Source organism: Hymenobacter bucti (genome assembly GCF_042681145.1).
Taxonomy (GTDB): domain Bacteria; phylum Bacteroidota; class Bacteroidia; order Cytophagales; family Hymenobacteraceae; genus Hymenobacter; species Hymenobacter bucti.
In genome coordinates this window covers 118,668-135,739 of record NZ_JBHUFD010000018.1, presented here as the reverse complement: position 1 = coordinate 135,739, position 17,072 = coordinate 118,668, and the positions used below count along the sequence as shown (strand labels likewise).

Genomic DNA, 17,072 nt, shown 5'->3' with positions numbered 1-17,072 from the left:
GCACTAACCAGACCACCTTCCAAAGGCACAGTTACCTGTAGCTTATCGCTATTCATTTATCTGGTGTCCTTGTCATCAGCCATCTTTTGCTCTAAGTAGTCAGAACGACCCTAACTAATGGCTAAATATTTTTTTATTAATAAAAAAATATTTATATAATATATTAATTATTTAATCTCATATTTGTCCCGTTCTTTTATCTCGCTAACTATCTGTGGACTTGTGGCCTAAGAGTGAGACTGGCAATTTCCCCCGTTCCTTGAGTAAGCCCAGCATTAGTGTCTGGGCTCGCCAGACGCGCACCTGGCATAAACACTACTTAGCTACGCTAAAGCCACTTCTACACAGTAGGCAGTTCGGCAACGGGCTACCTCTATCGCACCTAGGTGCAGCAGCACCTAGTACTTACTGCTGGCGTAGCCCGAGGCGTGGCATTTAGCACCTGCCTTGGCCTCTACGCTCGGCAGCGCTGCTTGGTCTGGCAGGTTAGTCCACTCCGCAGGAGTTGCAGCCGCCGGTGAGGTTTCGGCTACCTACTCATTTTTTCACTCTCTCTTTTCCACCTATGCACACTTTAGCTACCCGCTGGCTGTGCGCCGCCTTGTGCGTCGCGCTTACACTTACTTTTGGCCACGTTGCCCGTGCCCAACAAGCGCCCCCTGCCGCGCCCCACGTCATAAACCCCGAGGACAATGACCCCGACTACGCCGCTCGCAAGCTGCTGGGTGCTCCAAAGCAGACCCCTACCGGCCGGCTGGCACCTGCCCACAAACCCGCTGGAGCGGGCACGGCGCTGGCCCGCCCGGCCTGCTTCGAGGCAATAGATACGTCAGCCACGGGCAATGGCGTTTTGCTGCCGCGCAACGATGATGGCTCATTTGGACCGGTGGCGCTGGGCTGGAATTTCTCGCTCTTCGGCACGGTATATAACCAAGTGTATATCAACACCAACGGCAACATCACGTTTGATGCGCCGCTCTCGACGTTTAGTGCTTCTGGGTTTCCGATTGGTATACCCATGGTTGCTCCCTTCTGGGCCGATGTGGACACCCGCGGCTCGGGCAGTGGGCGAATAGCCTATGCGCTCTACCCCGACCGACTGGTCGTAAGCTGGAACAGGGTGGGATATTTCGGCAGTCATTTCGACAGAAAAAATACGTTCCAGCTGATTATTAGGGCTAATACGGCGCCTTCGTTTACTGGCAACGACATCCTCTTCGCCTACGACGATATGCAGTGGACGACGGGCGACGCCTCCAGCGGCACCGCTGGCTTTGGCGGGGTGCCCGCCACGGTGGGGGCCAACCGGGGCAACAACATAAATTTTATTCAGACTGGGCGCTTCAACCTCAACAGTGCGCAGGCCCCCAATACGCCGACCGTGGGCACCCCGGGGGGGGTAGATTTTCTTGACAATCAGTGCCTGGGCTACCAGGTGCGCGGCGGAGGCAATGTGCCGCCCGCGGTGGCAGGCCTACCCTCGGGTAATACCATCACCGTAAACCAGGGCCAGACCCAAACGGTATCGCTGCAGTTTTCGGGTCCTGAAACTAACCAGACGGTCAGTGTTACGCCGAACCTGAATGGGCTTTGCAACGCCACGGCGGCCGTCACGAACAACAATACCACTAACCCTACGGTGGTCTTTGCGGTTACGGGCGGCTTGTGCAATACGGGTACGCGCACCGTGACGTTTACGGCCCTCGATAATGGCACGCCCCTACCAGCGCAGGCAGTATTTACGCTCACAGTCGTCGTGAACCCGCCCCTAGGTTTTAGCTGGACTGGGGCTATTAACACGGTCTATACCAATCCGGGCAACTGGAGCACTGGCACGGTGCCCACCGCCACCGACGATATCCTTATCCCCGTGGTGCCCAACCTACCGGTCCTAAGCACGCTCGGCACGGCCCGCACGGTAACCATTGCTAGTGGGGCCTCGCTCACGCTGGGCGCGCTGGGCAAGCTCGACCTCTATGGCAACCTCCTCAACAACGGTACGTGCAGTGGCCCGGGAACGCTAAGTACCCAAGGCACGGCGGCGCAAACCCTAGGGGGCAGCAATGGCATCGACATTGGTAGCCTGCTAGTGGGCCCCAGCGGGGCTTCGCTAACCACTACCATGACCTTGGCGCAGTTGCTTTCGCTGACGGGCAGCCTGACGGCCAGCGCCAACCTGACGCTGCTTTCTACCCCCACGGTCACGGCTTTGGTAGTCAACGAGGGGGGCGTCGTCATTGGCAGCGTAACGGTGCAGCGGGCTATCGACGGCACCCTTAACCCGGGCCTAGGGTACCGCCACTACAGCTCGCCTGTGGCGAACGCAACGGTAGCCGACCTTGCCACGGCAGGGCAATCGCCCGTGCTGAATGCTGACTACAACACCAGCCCCGCGCCGTTGAGCCTCGCACCCTTTCCTACGCTATTTGGCTACGACCAGGCCCGGCTATTGCTTCCCAACAATGCACCGGCCTTCGACAAAGGCTATTTCTCACCCACTGCCGCTACCGACCCGCTGCTGGTAGGCCGTGGGTACACCCTCAACATTGCGGCCTCGCAGCTGGTAGACTTTGTGGGCACGCTCAACAATGGCCCGTATACCCTAAACCTGGCTCGCAACGCCAGCGATACTCCTGACGCGGCCGATGCGGGCTGGCACCTGCTGGGCAACCCCTACCCTGCCCCCCTCGACTATAGCCGCGTCGAGGCCGCTGACCGCTCAAATCTGGAGCCCGCTATTTACATCGTCCAGAGCACCAGCCAGTACGGCAGCCAGTACCGCGCCTACACCAATGGCGTGGGTGGCAACCCCGTGCTGCCGGTGGGCCAGGGCTTTTTTGCGCGCGTGCAGGCTGGGCAAACCAGCGGCGCCCTAACCTTCCGCAACAGTCAGCGCCTGACTACCAACAACGGCACCACCTTCCAGCGTACGGCTGCCGATACGCGCCCGCAGGTGGAGCTAGCGCTCGACGGCAGCGCCGGCCTACCCGATTTGCTCAACGTGTACTTCGAGAGCGGCAGCACGCCGGGACTGGATGCCAGCTACGATGCGCGGAAACTACCCAACTCTACTGGTCTGAACTTGAGCAGCCTTACGGCCAAGGGCGAGGCCCTGGCCATCGACGGGCGGCCGCTGCCCACCGGTCAGCTCACGGTGCCCCTGCAAGTGCGCGTGCCGGCCACTGGCACCTATACCTTGCGAGCGGCGCAGCTAAAAAATCTGGCGGGCCTGCACGCTTACTTGCACGACGTGCAGCTAGGCACCCTCACTGACCTCGACCAACAGGCTAGCTATCGCTTCGCCCTCAATGGAGCCAACACCACTTCCCGCTTCGAGCTGGTCTTCTCGCCACAGCCACTGACTACCCTGGCCCCAGCTACCCTATCGCAGGAAATTGCGCTTTACCCCAGTCCCGCCCAAGACGTGGCCTTTCTGGAGCTGCCTGCCCGCCTAGGTAAGCAGAAGCTGCTGGTTTCGCTGGTCGATGCGCTGGGCCGGCAGGTGCGTACCTACACGCTGCCCACCGAGGGCCCGGTGGCGCATCAGCTTGGGCTGGCCGGCTTGCGTAGCGGCGTTTATACCGTGCGACTAGCTACTGCTACCGGCGTAGTCATCAAGCGGCTGGTTATTGAGTGAACACCACCGCAAACGGCCTATTGCCAGGTCCTCAAAAAACTAAACCTCTTTAGTAGCTAACCAGGGAAATTTTGGGGTGAGGTAGCTTTGTGAGTGCGGCCGCAGCTCCGTGAGATTCACACTTAACACAGAGGAACTTCAGCACGACCAATTTTAAGGCGTTGTTTCGGGCGTTAGCACGTGAGTGGGCGCCGCGCGGCAACTGATAAAATTCTGTCGGTTAAATTTTTATAGTCGACACCTCCAACATCTTGAGTAGCTTGCCGCGCCAGCAGTATTTTTGGGCGTAGCAAGCTACTTATTTGTTCTCTTAAACTAGATGCTGGCCAAATTTCTTCCGCTGCTGCTGCTTGTGGCACTAGCCGCGCCGCGGGCCCGCGCCCAAAGCGGCTGCCCCGACCCCCAGGCCACCAACTACAACCCCGCCGCCACCGCCAACGATGGCTCGTGCCAGTACGCGCCCACGACCAGCGCGCTCCCCCTCAAAACGCCGCTCGCCGACGCGGTGGCCGAGTCGTCGGGCCTGCTCTACACGGGCGGCAAGCTCTGGACGCTCAATGACAGCGGCAATACGCCCGAGCTGTTTCGCCTCGACTCGACCACCGGGCGCGTGGTGCAGCAAGTGCGCCTCACCAACGCCACCAACGTAGACTGGGAAGACCTTACCGCTAGTGCGCAGTACGTGTACGTGGGCGACTTTGGCAACAACACCGGCGACCGGCGCGACCTCCGCATCTTGCGGGTGGCCCAGGCCGACCTAGGGCCCGCCGCCACCACCGCCACGGCTGAAACCATCGCTTTCAGCTACCCCGACCAGACGGATTTCACGCCCCGCACCAACCAGCACAACTACGACTGCGAGGCGTTTTTCTTCGCCAACGACTCGCTGCACCTGTTCACCAAAAACTGGGCTGACCTGCAAACGCGCTACTACACGGTGCCCGCCCAGCCCGGCACCCACGTGGCGCATCTCAAGGGCACCTTCAATGTCAACGGGCTGGTGACCGCCGCCGCCCGCAACCCGGCCGGCACGGTCACGGGCCTGCTCGGCTACAACGCCCGCGATGGGGCCACGTTCGTGTGGCTGCTCTCGGGCTACCGCGGCACGGGGGTTTTGCAAGCCAATAAGCGCCGCATCGAGCTCCCCAACGCGCTACTTATCGGGCAGGCCGAAGGGCTGTGCTTCGTGGGCAACACCCGCGCGTTTGTGTCCAATGAGCGATTTAGCAACATATTAGTCAACATTCCGCCGCAGCTGTACACCTTGCGGCTCGGCAACTGGCTACCCGCCACCACGCTCGCCGCGAAGAATGCGGCGGCGGCCGGCAAGGTAATTTTTAGCGCCGTGCCCAACCCCACTACGCACCTGCTGCGCGTGACGCGCACCAGCAGCGAGGCGGCGCGCCTGGTAGTATACGACCTGCTGGGCCGGGTCGTGCTCACCGAGTCGTTGCCCGCCGGGCGCCTCACCAGCAACCTGGACCTAGGCGCCGTGGGCGCCGGGCAGTACTCGCTGCAGCTCGAATCGGCCCGGGGCGTGTTCTCGCAAAAAGTCGTGGTGCAATAGCGGCCCGGTAGCCACTGGGCTGGCTTGCTTTCGCCCAAACCTGTTTCCTTTACGGCCGTTTGTAGCCCTACTCACCCTACCTTCTTTCTTCATGTCCCTCTCCCCCGACGTTCAGCAGCGCCTCACCACCTGGCTCTCACCCGCCTACGACGCTGATACCCAAGCCGAAATCAAGCAGCTGCAAGCTACCGGCCAAGACGACACCCTCAACGATGCCTTCTACCGCTCGCTGGAGTTTGGCACCGGCGGCCTGCGCGGCGTCATGGGCGCCGGCTCTAACCGCATGAACCGCTACACGCTGGGCATGGCGACCCAGGGCTTGTGCAACTACCTGAAGCAGAGCTTCCCCGACCAGGAAATCAAAGTCGCCATCGCCCACGACTCGCGCAACAACTCGCGCAAGTTTGCCGAGATTGTCGCCGGCGTTTTTTCGGGCAATGGCATTACCGTGTATCTGTTTGAAGACCTACGGCCCACGCCCGAGCTGTCGTTTGCCATTCGGCACCTAGGGTGCCAGAGCGGCTGCGTTATCACGGCCTCGCACAACCCCAAGGAGTACAACGGCTTTAAGGTGTACTGGAACGACGGCGCGCAAATAGTGGCGCCGCACGACGAGAACATTATCGGGGAAGTCAATAAAATCACCGACGTGAATGAGGTGAACTTCAATGCCGACCAGAGCCGCATCCACCTCGTGGGCCAAGAGATAGATGAGGCGTACCTGGCCCAGGTTAAGCAGCTGAGCATCAACCCCGCCGCTATTCAGCAGCAGCACGACCTAGGTATCGTGTACACGCCCATTCACGGCTCGGGCATCAAGCTGGTACCGCCGGCGCTGGCCGCCTTCGGCTTCACTAATGTGAGCGTGGTAGAGGCCCAGGCCACGCCCGATGGCAACTTCCCCACCGTGCAGTCGCCCAACCCCGAGGAGAAATCGGCCATGCAGCTGGCCCTCGACCAGGCCAAGGCGCAAAACGCCGACATCGTGCTGGCTACCGACCCCGACGCCGACCGCGTGGGCGTGGGCGTGAAAAACAGCAAGGGCGAGTGGGTATTGCTGAACGGCAACCAAACCGCCGCGCTGCTGACGAACTACATCTTGTCGGCCCGCGAAAAAGCCGGCAAGCGCACGCCCAACGACTTCATCGTGTACACCATCGTGACCAGCGAAATTCTGGGCGACATTGCGCACCGCTACGGCGTGACGTACTACCGCACGCTCACGGGCTTCAAGTACATCGCGGGTCTCATCCGGGAGCTGGGCGCCGAGCAGAACTACATCTGCGGCGGCGAGGAAAGCTACGGTTTCCTCATCGGCGATTTCGTGCGCGACAAAGACGCCGTATCGGCCTGCGCGCTGGTGGCCGAAATGGCCGCCGTGGCCAAGGGCCAGGGCCGCTCGCTCTACGAAGAAATGGAGCGAATGTACGCCGAGTACGGCCTCTACACCGAAGACCTTATCTCCTTGACCAAGAAAGGCCAGCGCGGCGCCGAAGAGATTAAGGAGATGATGGTGGAGCTGCGCAAAAACCCGCCCGCCACCCTCGCCGGCTCGCCCGTGGTAGAAGTACGTGACTACCAGACCGGTCAAATTAAGAACCTGCGCACCGGCGTGGAGGAAAGCACCGGCGTCGAAAGCTCCAACGTGCTCCAGTTCATCACCGAAGCGGGCGACAAGATTTCGGCCCGCCCCAGCGGCACCGAGCCCAAAATCAAGTTCTACTTCAGCGTGAAAGAGCCGCTGGCCTCGGTAGCCGACTTCGAGCCGACGCAAAAACGCGCTCACGAAAAAATCCAGCGCATCATCGACGAGATGAAGCTGAAATAAACGTGAGTCAGGCACCTGGCTGCTTCAGCAAGAGCAGCTAGGTGCACCTAGGGTGCAATACCAAACAAAAGAGCCTCCAGCAGTGTGCTGGAGGCTCTTTTGTTTGGGTAAACCCACTCTTATTTCAGGATTTTTCAAGTGCCGCCGGCACCCTAGGCGCGCTGCAGCTGCATGGTTTTCACCTGCTGGGTGAGGTCCATCACCAGGCCGGCCAGGTGCTCAAGCGACACACCGCCGATGGGGAACGTGTTGCTGATGTAGCTCTTGGCTTCCCAGATTTCGAGCACGTCCTCGGCCTTGAGGTCATAGGGCGTGTAGCTGGGGTTATCGGAATGCAAGCCAAACAAGGCATTCTGCTTCAGCTTGTTGTACAGGCGCTTGAACACGATGCCGTCTTTCTGGCTCACCACGATGCAGGGCGTGCCATCCTTGATGGTGGCCCAATCATCGACGTAGCGACCCACGATGGTGGTGCCGCTGGCGAGGGGCAGCATCGAGTCGCCAGCAATTTCAAAGGCGCGGTAGGTGCCGGTGCTCGGCAGCATGGGCAGCCGAAAGCGGGGCAGCTCCTCGATGAATTCGCGGTCGGCGTAGCCGTTGAGGTAGCCGGCAGCCGCTTTCAGCGGCACTAATTCAATATTTTCCTTTTCGTCGATGCCCACCGTGAAGGCGAGTACACGCAAAGGCTTTTCTTCCAGGTCAGTTTCGGCTAGGGGGCCCGCTTCGCGCAGGGCCGCCGCAGTTTTGGCGTTCTTCTTTTTGGTAAAGTCGGTAGTGGCCAGCGAGTCGAGCGGGATGTTGAACAGGCGCGCCATATTGACGAGCGTGGCCAAGCGCGGCTCGGCGCGGCCTTCTTCATAAGCGCCTACTAGTGAGCGCTTAATGCTTAGCTTATCGGCTAGCTGGGCCTGCGTCAAGCCTAGCTCGCGCCGCCAGAATTTAAGGTTAGTATTAATCATGATAGAAGAAAGGCTAAGAGAGTTCGGCCCAACGCGACGGGCAATCGACGCACACATTTCGGCAACACAGGGCGCAAGTTACTAATTCCATTAGACTTGGCAACGCTAATGAGGTGGGAATTATTCACTCGCCCTCTTTTAGCTGATTATCCCTCGCACGTAACAACGGCCGAACAGTACCTTGCCTTGGCAATTTACCCTCTCCTCATGTTCAAGCCCACAACACTTCGCATAGCGGCGGTTATCGCTATGCTATTGTCCGTCTTTGGCCTACTCATTAGCCTGTTTATAGCTAGGCAGTCGGGGTCGGGTATGTTTGCCCTAGGAGCCATTTCCTGGCTCTTCTTACTAGCAGCCAGCTACTTCGGCTTCAAGCTAGCGGGGTATAAGCTGTACGAGGAAGAATACAAGAAGGTGGGCCTCCGCATCTACCTGATAATCGGCTCGTTTGGGTTATTTCTTCTCGTCGGAGTAATCCTTGGGCTGGTATTGTCGGTGGCTTTACTAGGTGCCCTGTGGGGCCTGAAGCGCAACTACGATGAATGGGAACCATCTGGCGAAGAGTCAGAAGCTGAATAGGTTACCCTAGAGCTTACCGCCCGCGCTGCGCCCGGATGCTCGCCAGCCGCAGTTGGAAGTAGTCGTACTTCTCGCGCAGGTGGTCGAAAAGGTCGCGCAGGCCGGCTTCGGCGCCGAGCTGGGCGCGGGCGGCGGCGATGGCGGCCAGGTCCGAGTCGCTCAGAAACTCTTCGAGGCGCAGGTCGCGGCCCTTGCTGTAGGCGCGCTCCAGGTGCTGGCGCATGGTGCCCACGGCCAGGCCCCGGTGCTGGGCAATCTCCTCGACGCTCAGGCCCTGACGGTGCAGCTTGAAGGTTTGCTCTTCGGTGTCGTTGAGGTCGCGGTCGGCAGCTTTTTGGGCGGTGGTGCGGGACGCGGGCGCAAAGTCGTCGCTGAAGGGCGGCACGTTGGGCTGCTCGTCGGCCTCATCTTCGGCGGGCACGGCGCGGGGGGTACCGTGCTGCAAAATGGCCTCGATGAAGGCCTCGCCGTAGGTCTCGAATTTCTTCATGCCCACGCCCGAAACCGAAAGCATGGCCACCCGGCTGGTGGGCTGCTCGCGGGCCATTTCCTGCAGGGTGGTGTCGGTGAAGACCACGTAGGGCGGCACACCCTGCTCGTCGGCAATGTGCTTGCGCAGCTGGCGCAGGCGCTCGAAAAGGCGCGCTTCGGGGGTGCCAGCGCCGGCCGCGGCGGCCTCTGCGGCCGCTTTTTTGCTGGCGCGGGTGCTCTTGTCGGCCTTTTCGGCGGGCTGGAATTTCTTGAGCGACACGGGCAACTGGCCCTTCAGCACCTGCTGGCCGCGCTCGGTGATTTTCAGCGAATACCCTTCTTCGTAGGCGATGTAAAACAGGCCGTCGTTGAGCATCTGGTGCACGTAGCTGTACCAGTCGAGGTAGGGCAAATCTTGGCCCGCGCCGTAGGTTTTGAGCTGGTCGTAGCCGTGTTGCAGCACCGCCTGGTTGCGCATACCGCGCAGAATATCAATGAGCAGGTTTATGGCTACGCGCTGCTGGGTGCGAGCGCTGGCCGAGAGGGCCTTCTGGGCCAGCAGCGTGCCATCGAAGGTGATGGGCGGGTTGCGGCAGATGTCGCAGTTGCCGCAGTCGTGCCCTAGGTCCTCCGAGAAGTAGTGCAGCAGGATGCGGCGGCGGCAGCTGGCGGCCTCCGCAAATTGCTGCATCCGCTCGAGCTTGGCCTGGTTGAGTTGGGCCTGGCGCGGGGGCACGTCTTTGGTCACCATTTCGCGCATCGACATGACATCGGCGAAGCTGTAGAAGAGCAGCGCGGTGGCGTCGGTGCCGTCGCGGCCGGCGCGGCCGATTTCCTGGTAGTAGCCCTCGATGTTTTTGGGCAGGTTATAGTGCATCACCCAGCGCACGTTGCTCTTGTCGATGCCCATGCCGAAGGCAATGGTGGCGACAATGACTTGCAGGTCGTCTTGCAGGAATTTTTCCTGGGCTTCGCCGCGCTGGTTGGGCGTCATGCCGGCGTGGTAGTAGCCGGCCTTAATGCCTTTTTGCTGAAGCTTTTGGGCTACCGTCTCGCAGGTTTTGCGCGAGAGGCAGTAGATGATACCCGCATCGTTGGGGTTCCGGCCGATGAAGTCCAGAATCTGCCCTAGGCGGTCCTGGCCGGGGCGCACCACGAGGTTGATATTGGGCCGGTCGAAGCTCGACAGGAAAACCTTGGGCTCGTGCAGGTTGAGCTGGGTCTTGATGTCGCGCTGCGTGAGGCGGTCGGCCGTGGCCGTAAGGGCGATGATGGGAATGCTCGGAAACTGCGTGCGCAGCACGCCGAGCTGCGTGTACTCGGGCCGAAAATCGTGGCCCCAGGAGGAAATACAGTGCGCCTCGTCGATGGCAAACATGCTGACATTCACCCGCGTCAGGAACTGCAAAAAGCCCTCGCTCAGCAGCTTCTCGGGGCTCACGTAGAGCAGCTTGAGGTGGCCGCTGAGGGCGGCCCGCGTGATGTCGCTGGCCTCGCTCTGACTGACGCTGCTGTTGATGTAGGCCGCCACGATGCCGTTGGCTTTCAGGGCCTCCACCTGGTCTTTCATGAGGGCGATGAGCGGCGACACCACCACGCACACGCCCTCGCTCACTACGGCCGGAATCTGAAAACATACGCTTTTGCCGCCGCCGGTGGGCATGAGCACCACCGTATCCTGGCCCCCCAAGATGCTCTGAATAATATCGCCCTGCATGGGGCGAAAATTATCGTAGCCGTAGTAGCGCTTGAGGGCTTGGCGGGCGGCGGTGAGGGCGGGGGCAGAGGCAGTAGCAGCAGACATAAGGCACTTCGGTCGAAAGATTAAAATAACAATCGCCCACACGAAGTTCCAAAGAATTTAGCCAACGTAAGCCCGGCCAGGCGCTAGCATCGCCCTAGGTAGCCGATGAGCCCTTAGAAGCAGCCTTCTGCTCAGGGAAAAAGCGCTCATCAAATATTTTTGGCGACTGCCTGCCAAGGCCCTTGTCGCAGCCATTGCTTATCTTAGCGAAGCACCAGTTTTTCGACAACTCGCAGCTAGTAAGCCTTTTCCCTTCCCCAGACTCATGCAGCCGGCCCATCGTTCCTCCGCCCAGTCGCACCTAGCCTTGTTGGCCGCCTGCTTGTTGCTAGCCGCCTACCTCCCTACCTGGCAAAAGTTGTGGTTCGTAGCCGAAAGCGGCCATTATGGGGGCAGTAACGTCTGGGTGTGGCTGCTGCTGCTAGGCTTGTACCGCCGCTGGCGGCCGGCGCGGGCGCTTACTTACGTATACTTGCTGCTCCAGCTGCTTGTGGCGGGCTCCATTTTGTCCTACAACATCACTGCGGGCGGCCCCATCCTGGGCTTCGCGCTCACCGGCAGCCTTGGCCTGATTGGGCTACTCGTCCTTTATTATTCGAGCGCTATCCGGCGCTATTTGGACGGCCCGCTGCATACGCTGCTTTAAGTGCGAGCGCGGCGCCTCACCCCCCGGCCCCCTCTCCGAAAAGGAGAGGGGGAGCCTGACGCCGAATAGCGTCTGCCTACATCTGCATACGATAGGCTCCCCCTCTCCTTTTCGGAGAAGGGGCCGGGGGGTGAGGCGCTACGGGCGGGTGGCGCCTCAAAAGCAACCAAAAAAAGGCGGCACCCTCTCGGGTACCGCCTTCTTCTAAACTACTCAAAAACGAGTCGTTTATTTCAGCGCGCTCTTCAAGCCCTCAACCGCGAAGGCTTGCGCCTCCTTGGCTTCGGGCACCACGGCGGCCATGCCGAAAAATTCGTGGGTTACGCCCTCGTAGTTCTTGTATTTCACGGTTACGCCGGCTTTTTGCAGGTTGTCGGCCAGCATTTTGCCTTCGCTCATCAGGGGGTCGTACTGGGCCGTGACGATGGTGGCGGCGGGCAGGCCCTTGAGGTTGGCGTGCACGAGGTCAATCATTGGGCTCTTACCATCGGCGGGGGTGCGCAGGTAGTACTTGAAGAACCAGGCCATCAGGTCTTTATTGAGGGGCTTGGTCTGGGTGTTGGCCAGGTAGGACGGCGTGTTCAGGTCGTAGCCCGCGATGGGGTACACGATGAGCTGGTATTTAGGCATCGCCACTTTTTTGTCGCGGGCCATCATGCTCACGGCGCAGGCCAGGTTGCCACCGGCGCTCTCGCCGGCTACGGCGATGCGCTTGGCATCACCCTTGAGCTCGGCGGTGTGGGCCAGCGCCCACTGGTAGGCGGCGAAGCTGTCGTTATGAGCGGTCGGGAATTTAAACTCCGGGCCCTGGCGGTAGGCCACCGACACCACCACGGCGCCCGTCTGCTCGCTGAGCGAGCGCACCGAGGCGTCGTAGGTATCGAGGTTAGCAATGACCCAGCCGCCGCCGTGGTAATACACGATAACGGGGTAGGGCGCCGTGCCCGACTTGGGCGTGTATACGCGCACCTTCACACCGGGGGCCACAGTGCGGCTCATGGTATCGGCGGTGGCGGGCGAGGTCGGGATATTGAATTTCTTCATCGTGGCCATGGCGGCATCGGCGGCGCTGGGGGCTTTACGGGCCTCCTGGGGCGTCAGCTTAGCCATCGGCGTGGGGCCGCTCAGAGCTTCGAGCTGCTCGATAACAGCCTGCATCTCGGGGTGAATGCCGGGGGCCCAGGTGGGCTTGGGCTTGCTGGGCGCTACGGGCTGCGGCGCGGTGCCGGCCGTGGCAGCCGAGTCGGGCCGGGCCGCGTTGGCGCTGGTCGAATCGGCTTTGGCGGTGGCAGAAGCGGTATCGGTGGTGGTTTGGCTGTTGCTGCACGAGGCCAGCAGGCCCAGGGCTGCTACGGGCGCACCCCAGCGCGCCGAGGCGCTTTTCCAGGATTGAAACATAAGAAGAATCTGTAAATTTTAAGAATATCTCCTTACGGAATACTTGCCTAAAAAACTGAAAAGTGGCTGAAAACAAGTCAATTCCTGACTAGCTTTCAGCCACCTACTCTTTGCCACGCAGTGCGGCGGTCCCTAAGTCAGCCCGTGCTTACTCGGCCGCCGGAACGGGCGCGCGGCGCGACCCGCGATACAGCTCATACTTCAGCAGCCGGCAATCAATCGGCCCGTTGAAGAGCGGAATCCGCCGCGACACCTTGAGTCCGATGGCCTTCGCCGCCTCCAGGTTCCCGGTAAAAACGAACGCCTCGTAGCCCTGAAAATTAGTTTTCAGCGCGTCGCCAATCGTTTTATACAGCGCGTCCATCTGCGTCTCCTCCCCTATCCGCTCGCCGTAGGGCGGGTTCGTGATGACGAGGCCGGGCCCTAGGTCCTTGGGCGGCTGCGCGTCGCGCACATCGCGCACCGAGATGCGGATGCACTCGTCGAGACCGGCGGCTTCGATATTGGCGGCGGCCTGGTCAATTACCCTAGGGTCAAGGTCGGAGCCGGCCAGGTAGGCCTGCGGCTCTTCGATGCGCTGGGCTTCGGCCTCCCGGCGCACCTCTTGCCAGAGGTCGGCGTCGAAGTCGGGCCAGTTTTCAAACCCAAACTTACCCTGGTGAAACAGGCCGGGCGCAATGCGCTGGGCCAGCAGCCCCGCCTCGGTGAGGATGGTGGCCGAGCCGCACATGGGGTCGATGAGCGGGCTTTTCTTATCCCAGCCACTCAGCAAAATGAGGCCGGCGGCCAGCACCTCGTTGAGGGGCGCCTCATTGGTGCCCTGGCGGTAGCCGCGGCGGTGCAGCGAGTCGCCGGCCGCGTCGAGGCTCAAGATGACTTCGTTTTCGAGCATGCGCAGGTGAATGCGGATGTCGGGATTGCGGGTGTCGATGCTGGGGCGTTCGCCGGTGCGCTCCCGAAACTGGTCCACGATGGCGTCTTTGGTGAGCTGGGCCACGTAGAGCGAGTGCTCAAAGCTCGACTTATTGACCACGGCCGTGATGGCAAACGTCTGGCCCGGGGCGATGTAGCGGCTCCAGTCAATATCGCTCACTTGGTCATAGAGACCCTGCTCGTCGGGGGCGTAGAAGTCGGCGAAGGGGCGCAGCAGGCGCATGGCCGTGCGGCTCCAAAGGATGGTGTTGTAAAGCAGCTTTTTGTCGCCGCTAAATTCGACGGCGCGGCTGCCCACGTGGTCGATGGTGGCGCCAAGCTGGCTCAATTCCTCAGCCAGAATCTCTTCGAGGCCAAATTGGGTGGTGGCGGTAAGGTACATGGCGCAAAGGTCGGGACGAACCGAAGCTCCCGCACGCCCTGCCCCAAGCAAATACGGCCGTTATCTTTCAGCGGGCATCCCAGCACATTTGGTTGCGCTCCTAAATACTCAGCCATGCCGGATAAGAATTTATACATCATCGCGGGCTGTAACGGGGCCGGCAAAACCACGGCCTCGTTCACCATCCTGCCCGAAATGCTGGACTGCCGCGAGTTTGTCAACGCCGATGAAATCGCCCGCGGCCTCTCACCCTTTCAACCCGACACCGTGGCGATGGAAGCCGGCCGCATCATGCTAAATCGCCTCGATTACCTACTGACTAAGGGCAACACCTTCGCGCTCGAAACTACACTAGCCACCAAAATCTATCAGCAAAGAATCAGGGCCGCCCAGCAGCAAGGTTACACCACGACGCTGCTGTATTTTTGGCTAAGCAGCCCAGACCTAGCGCAAGCGCGCGTAAAAACGCGGGTAGCGGAGGGTGGCCACTACATTGCGCCCGAAGTCATCGAGCGCCGGTATTTGCAGGGACTACGCTTGCTGTTCGACGCCTACCTGCCGCTCGTCGATGAAGCCTGGCTGTTCGATAATTCGTACGGCGAGCACGTTTTAATAGCGCAGAAGCTGGTCGGCGGCTTTGGCATCAGCAATGACACCTTGTATCAGCAATTAAAAAAGCAGTATGAATCCGCAAAAGCAGCTTGAGCGTCAGGAAAAGATTGTCGCTGGTTTGAAAATCGCCTATGCGCGGATGCTGGAATTTAAGCGACAGAAGAATAGCGAGGTGGTGGTAATGCAAGATATTGAGGTTGTGCGGGTGAAGCCATAATAATTTAGATACTAGAACGCAGTATTGCCATTCAGTACATGGAACTTAATAGTTCTCTAGACTTTCTAGAAAAAGCAAAAACCTTGTGCAGCGCTGTCTGCTTAGTAGTCTACGAAAGGCTAGCGGATACTAATTGGGAATCGTCTGTTTTTGAGCATATACCAATTCATGAGGTATCGTTAGAGGCATTCAAAAAGTCTCTTATTGAAATTAGTAACAGTATACTTGCTCGTGACATTTTAACTACGCTATTGCACCAAGACCTTGCTTACAGTGTAGAAATAATGCCAATTGAAGAGGCTAGTTTGTTTGCTGAAAAATTTTGCTTTCTATTCAGTGACCAAGCTATTTATTATTCGAATTCAACTTGGAATAATAAAGAGTATACTAATTCAGCCGGAGATTTTGAATTAGGCTTAAGCTCTTGGGCATCTTTGACTGCGGCAACGTTTGATTCAGGTATTATTATTTGTGACAGTGATAAAATAGGAATCGCTTGGTTTCAGGCCGAAGATTAATGATAGATAAAAATCAGTAACTATTCAATCTCTGCCGGTCCTTCGTGGCCGGCTTTTTTGTACCTTCCGCCCCGTATGGCTACTCCTATTACTACTGCATCGACGGTTTCTTCCGCTGCTCCAGCCCGCTCCTACGCCGGGCCGATGGTGCTCATGACCTGCTTATTCTTCCTGTTTGGGGCGGTCACCAATTTCAACGACGTGCTCATGCCCTACCTCAAGGACGTGTGCCAGCTCACTGATTTTCAGTCCACGGCCGTGCAGTCGGCTTTTTTTGGGGCGTATTTTCTGATGTCGCTGCCGGCGGGGCTAGTGCTCAAGAAGCTGGGCTACCAGCGCGGCATCGTGGTGGGGTTGCTCGTGATGGCGGGCGGGGCACTGCTGTTCATTCCGGCGGCCAACTCGCGCGAGTTTGGGCTGTTTCTCACGGCGCTGGCGGTCCTAGGCGCGGGCATTACGCTGCTGCAAGTAGCGGCCAATCCCTACGTGAGCGTGCTGGGGCCAGCCCGCGGCGCGGCAGCGCGCGTAAGCGTGGTGGGCGTGGCCAACAACTTCGGCGGCAGCCTCTCGCCGCTGGTGGGCGCGCTGGTGCTGTTTGGCGGCTCGGTGGCCCTCAAGGCGCGGCTGGCGGCCCTGCCGCTGGCCGAGCGCCTAGCCGAAGAGTCGCAGCTCGTGAAAGCGCCCTACCTCGGGCTGGCCGCGTTTCTGGTGGTGCTGGCGGCCGTGTTCTTCTTTCTGAAGCTGCCCGACATCGACAGCATCCCGGAGGAGCAGGCCGAGGAGGCCCGGCCACTGGCGGCGGCGCGCAGCTCGGCACTCAGCTTTCCGCATCTGGTGCTGGGCATCGGGGCCATTTTTGTATACGTGGGCGTGGAAGTCGGCCTAGGGTCCTTCCTCATTCGCTACGGCGAAAGCCAGGGTATTACCCAGTTGTCAGGCTTCACCCAGAGCCTGGTGCGGGGCCTGAACGTGGCCACTAACTTCGCCGGGGCGCTGTTTGGCCAGAGTCCGGCGCCGATTGACACATCAGCGGGCTTCACCAAAGCGGTAGGCGCGGTGCTAGTGTCGTCGTACTGGTTTGGCTCGTTGCTGGGGCGCGTGGTGGGCATCCCGCTGCTACTCAAGTTTCACAACCGGGTATTGCTGGTAGCGGTGTGCGCGGCGGGTGTTTCGCTAGTGGGCGCGTCGGTGCTCAGCCAGGGCGAAACGGCGCTGTGGCTCATCGTGCTCTGCGGCCTGTGCAACTCCATTATGTGGCCGATTATCTTCCCGCTGGCCATCACGGGCCTAGGTCACTTCACCAAGCAAGGCTCGTCGTATCTCATTATGGCCATCGTGGGCGGAGCGCTGCTGCCGCCGCTCATGGGCTTTTTAGCCACGCACGGTGGTGGGCTGCGGGTGGCGTTTGCGGTACCGGCGTTTTGCTACGCCTACTTGCTGTACTATGCCCTGAGCGGCTACCGGGTGCGGTAGCAACGTGGCACCTAGGTTACACTCATCCGCTCCTAGTGAGTTCATGAA

Annotated in this window: 13 protein-coding genes; 9 read left to right on the top strand and 4 right to left on the bottom strand. The window is 59.9% G+C overall.

The genetic code is table 11. The features are described from left to right. Positions 1-565 precede the first annotated feature (565 nt). The 3 genes from ACFSDX_RS19700 (at position 566) to ACFSDX_RS19690 (ending at position 7,032) form a co-directional block, all read left to right on the top strand. Positions 566-3,637 carry a nidogen-like domain-containing protein gene (locus ACFSDX_RS19700; protein ID WP_382316681.1) on the top strand — a complete coding sequence of 1,024 codons (3,072 nt, stop codon included), beginning with the start codon at positions 566-568 and terminating at the stop codon, positions 3,635-3,637. Between the two features lie 319 nt (positions 3,638-3,956). Beyond that, positions 3,957-5,204 carry a T9SS type A sorting domain-containing protein gene (locus ACFSDX_RS19695; RefSeq protein WP_382316679.1) on the top strand — a complete coding sequence of 416 codons (1,248 nt, stop codon included), beginning with the start codon at positions 3,957-3,959 and terminating at the stop codon, positions 5,202-5,204. 91 nt (positions 5,205-5,295) lie between these two features. Next, positions 5,296-7,032, top strand: a complete 1,737-nt coding sequence (locus ACFSDX_RS19690) for a phospho-sugar mutase (protein ID WP_382316676.1) — start codon at positions 5,296-5,298, stop codon at positions 7,030-7,032. A 152-nt stretch (positions 7,033-7,184) separates the two neighbouring features. Here ACFSDX_RS19690 and ACFSDX_RS19685 read toward each other — a convergent pair whose 3' ends face one another. Continuing rightward, positions 7,185-7,991: a helix-turn-helix domain-containing protein gene (locus ACFSDX_RS19685; protein ID WP_382316674.1), complete on the bottom strand. Its 807-nt coding sequence runs from the start codon at positions 7,989-7,991 to the stop codon at positions 7,185-7,187. 249 nt (positions 7,992-8,240) lie between these two features. Between ACFSDX_RS19685 and ACFSDX_RS19680 the strand changes: the two genes are divergently transcribed. Further along, positions 8,241-8,570 carry a hypothetical protein gene (locus tag ACFSDX_RS19680; protein ID WP_382316673.1) on the top strand — a complete coding sequence of 110 codons (330 nt, stop codon included), beginning with the start codon at positions 8,241-8,243 and terminating at the stop codon, positions 8,568-8,570. A 13-nt stretch (positions 8,571-8,583) separates the two neighbouring features. Here ACFSDX_RS19680 and recQ read toward each other — a convergent pair whose 3' ends face one another. After that, entirely contained in the window at positions 8,584-10,845 is a 2,262-nt protein-coding gene (recQ, locus tag ACFSDX_RS19675; RefSeq protein WP_382316671.1) for a DNA helicase RecQ, read from the bottom strand. A 265-nt stretch (positions 10,846-11,110) separates the two neighbouring features. Between recQ and ACFSDX_RS19670 the strand changes: the two genes are divergently transcribed. Continuing rightward, on the top strand, positions 11,111-11,491 hold the full coding sequence (locus ACFSDX_RS19670; protein ID WP_382316669.1) for a hypothetical protein: 381 nt from the start codon (positions 11,111-11,113) through the stop codon (positions 11,489-11,491). A gap of 228 nt (positions 11,492-11,719) precedes the next feature. On the opposite strand, the gene ACFSDX_RS19665 is transcribed toward ACFSDX_RS19670, so the two are convergent. Both ACFSDX_RS19665 and ACFSDX_RS19660 read right to left on the bottom strand, forming a co-directional pair. Continuing rightward, positions 11,720-12,889, bottom strand: coding sequence for an alpha/beta hydrolase (locus tag ACFSDX_RS19665; RefSeq protein ID WP_382316667.1), 1,170 nt, complete (start codon positions 12,887-12,889; stop codon positions 11,720-11,722). A gap of 148 nt (positions 12,890-13,037) precedes the next feature. Beyond that, on the bottom strand, positions 13,038-14,204 hold the full coding sequence (locus tag ACFSDX_RS19660) for a THUMP domain-containing class I SAM-dependent RNA methyltransferase (RefSeq protein WP_382316665.1): 1,167 nt from the start codon (positions 14,202-14,204) through the stop codon (positions 13,038-13,040). 114 nt (positions 14,205-14,318) lie between these two features. On the opposite strand from ACFSDX_RS19660, the gene ACFSDX_RS19655 reads away from it, so the two are divergent. The 4 genes from ACFSDX_RS19655 (at position 14,319) to ACFSDX_RS19640 (ending at position 17,024) form a co-directional block, all read left to right on the top strand. Beyond that, positions 14,319-14,909, top strand: a complete 591-nt coding sequence (locus ACFSDX_RS19655; RefSeq protein WP_382316663.1) for a zeta toxin family protein — start codon at positions 14,319-14,321, stop codon at positions 14,907-14,909. Then, the gene (locus tag ACFSDX_RS19650) at positions 14,887-15,033 is read left to right on the top strand and encodes a hypothetical protein (RefSeq protein ID WP_382316662.1); all 147 of its coding nucleotides are present in this window, start codon (positions 14,887-14,889) and stop codon (positions 15,031-15,033) included. Before ACFSDX_RS19655 ends, ACFSDX_RS19650 begins: the two co-directional genes overlap by 23 nt. A 38-nt stretch (positions 15,034-15,071) precedes the next feature. Next, positions 15,072-15,551: a hypothetical protein gene (locus ACFSDX_RS19645; protein ID WP_382316660.1), complete on the top strand. Its 480-nt coding sequence runs from the start codon at positions 15,072-15,074 to the stop codon at positions 15,549-15,551. Positions 15,552-15,626: 75 nt separating this feature from the next. Continuing rightward, positions 15,627-17,024: a sugar MFS transporter gene (locus tag ACFSDX_RS19640; protein WP_382316658.1), complete on the top strand. Its 1,398-nt coding sequence runs from the start codon at positions 15,627-15,629 to the stop codon at positions 17,022-17,024. The last annotated feature ends 48 nt before the right edge of the window (positions 17,025-17,072 follow it).

Excerpts from the sequence above, each read along its gene's own strand:
- ACFSDX_RS19660 (WP_382316665.1), bottom strand. The coding sequence starts at position 14,204 with ATGTACCTTACCGCCACCACCCAATTTGGCCTCGAAGAGATTCTGGCT.
- ACFSDX_RS19680 (WP_382316673.1), top strand. The coding sequence starts at position 8,241 with ATGCTATTGTCCGTCTTTGGCCTACTCATTAGCCTGTTTATAGCTAGG.
- ACFSDX_RS19665 (WP_382316667.1), bottom strand. The coding sequence starts at position 12,889 with ATGTTTCAATCCTGGAAAAGCGCCTCGGCGCGCTGGGGTGCGCCCGTA.
- ACFSDX_RS19655 (WP_382316663.1), top strand. The coding sequence starts at position 14,319 with ATGCCGGATAAGAATTTATACATCATCGCGGGCTGTAACGGGGCCGGC.
- ACFSDX_RS19645 (WP_382316660.1), top strand. The coding sequence starts at position 15,072 with ATGGAACTTAATAGTTCTCTAGACTTTCTAGAAAAAGCAAAAACCTTG.
- ACFSDX_RS19695 (WP_382316679.1), top strand. The coding sequence starts at position 3,957 with ATGCTGGCCAAATTTCTTCCGCTGCTGCTGCTTGTGGCACTAGCCGCG.
- recQ (WP_382316671.1), bottom strand. The coding sequence starts at position 10,845 with ATGTCTGCTGCTACTGCCTCTGCCCCCGCCCTCACCGCCGCCCGCCAA.
- ACFSDX_RS19640 (WP_382316658.1), top strand. The coding sequence starts at position 15,627 with ATGGCTACTCCTATTACTACTGCATCGACGGTTTCTTCCGCTGCTCCA.
- ACFSDX_RS19670 (WP_382316669.1), top strand. The coding sequence starts at position 11,111 with ATGCAGCCGGCCCATCGTTCCTCCGCCCAGTCGCACCTAGCCTTGTTG.
- ACFSDX_RS19685 (WP_382316674.1), bottom strand. The coding sequence starts at position 7,991 with ATGATTAATACTAACCTTAAATTCTGGCGGCGCGAGCTAGGCTTGACG.
- ACFSDX_RS19650 (WP_382316662.1), top strand. The coding sequence starts at position 14,887 with ATGAATCCGCAAAAGCAGCTTGAGCGTCAGGAAAAGATTGTCGCTGGT.
- ACFSDX_RS19700 (WP_382316681.1), top strand. The coding sequence starts at position 566 with ATGCACACTTTAGCTACCCGCTGGCTGTGCGCCGCCTTGTGCGTCGCG.
- ACFSDX_RS19690 (WP_382316676.1), top strand. The coding sequence starts at position 5,296 with ATGTCCCTCTCCCCCGACGTTCAGCAGCGCCTCACCACCTGGCTCTCA.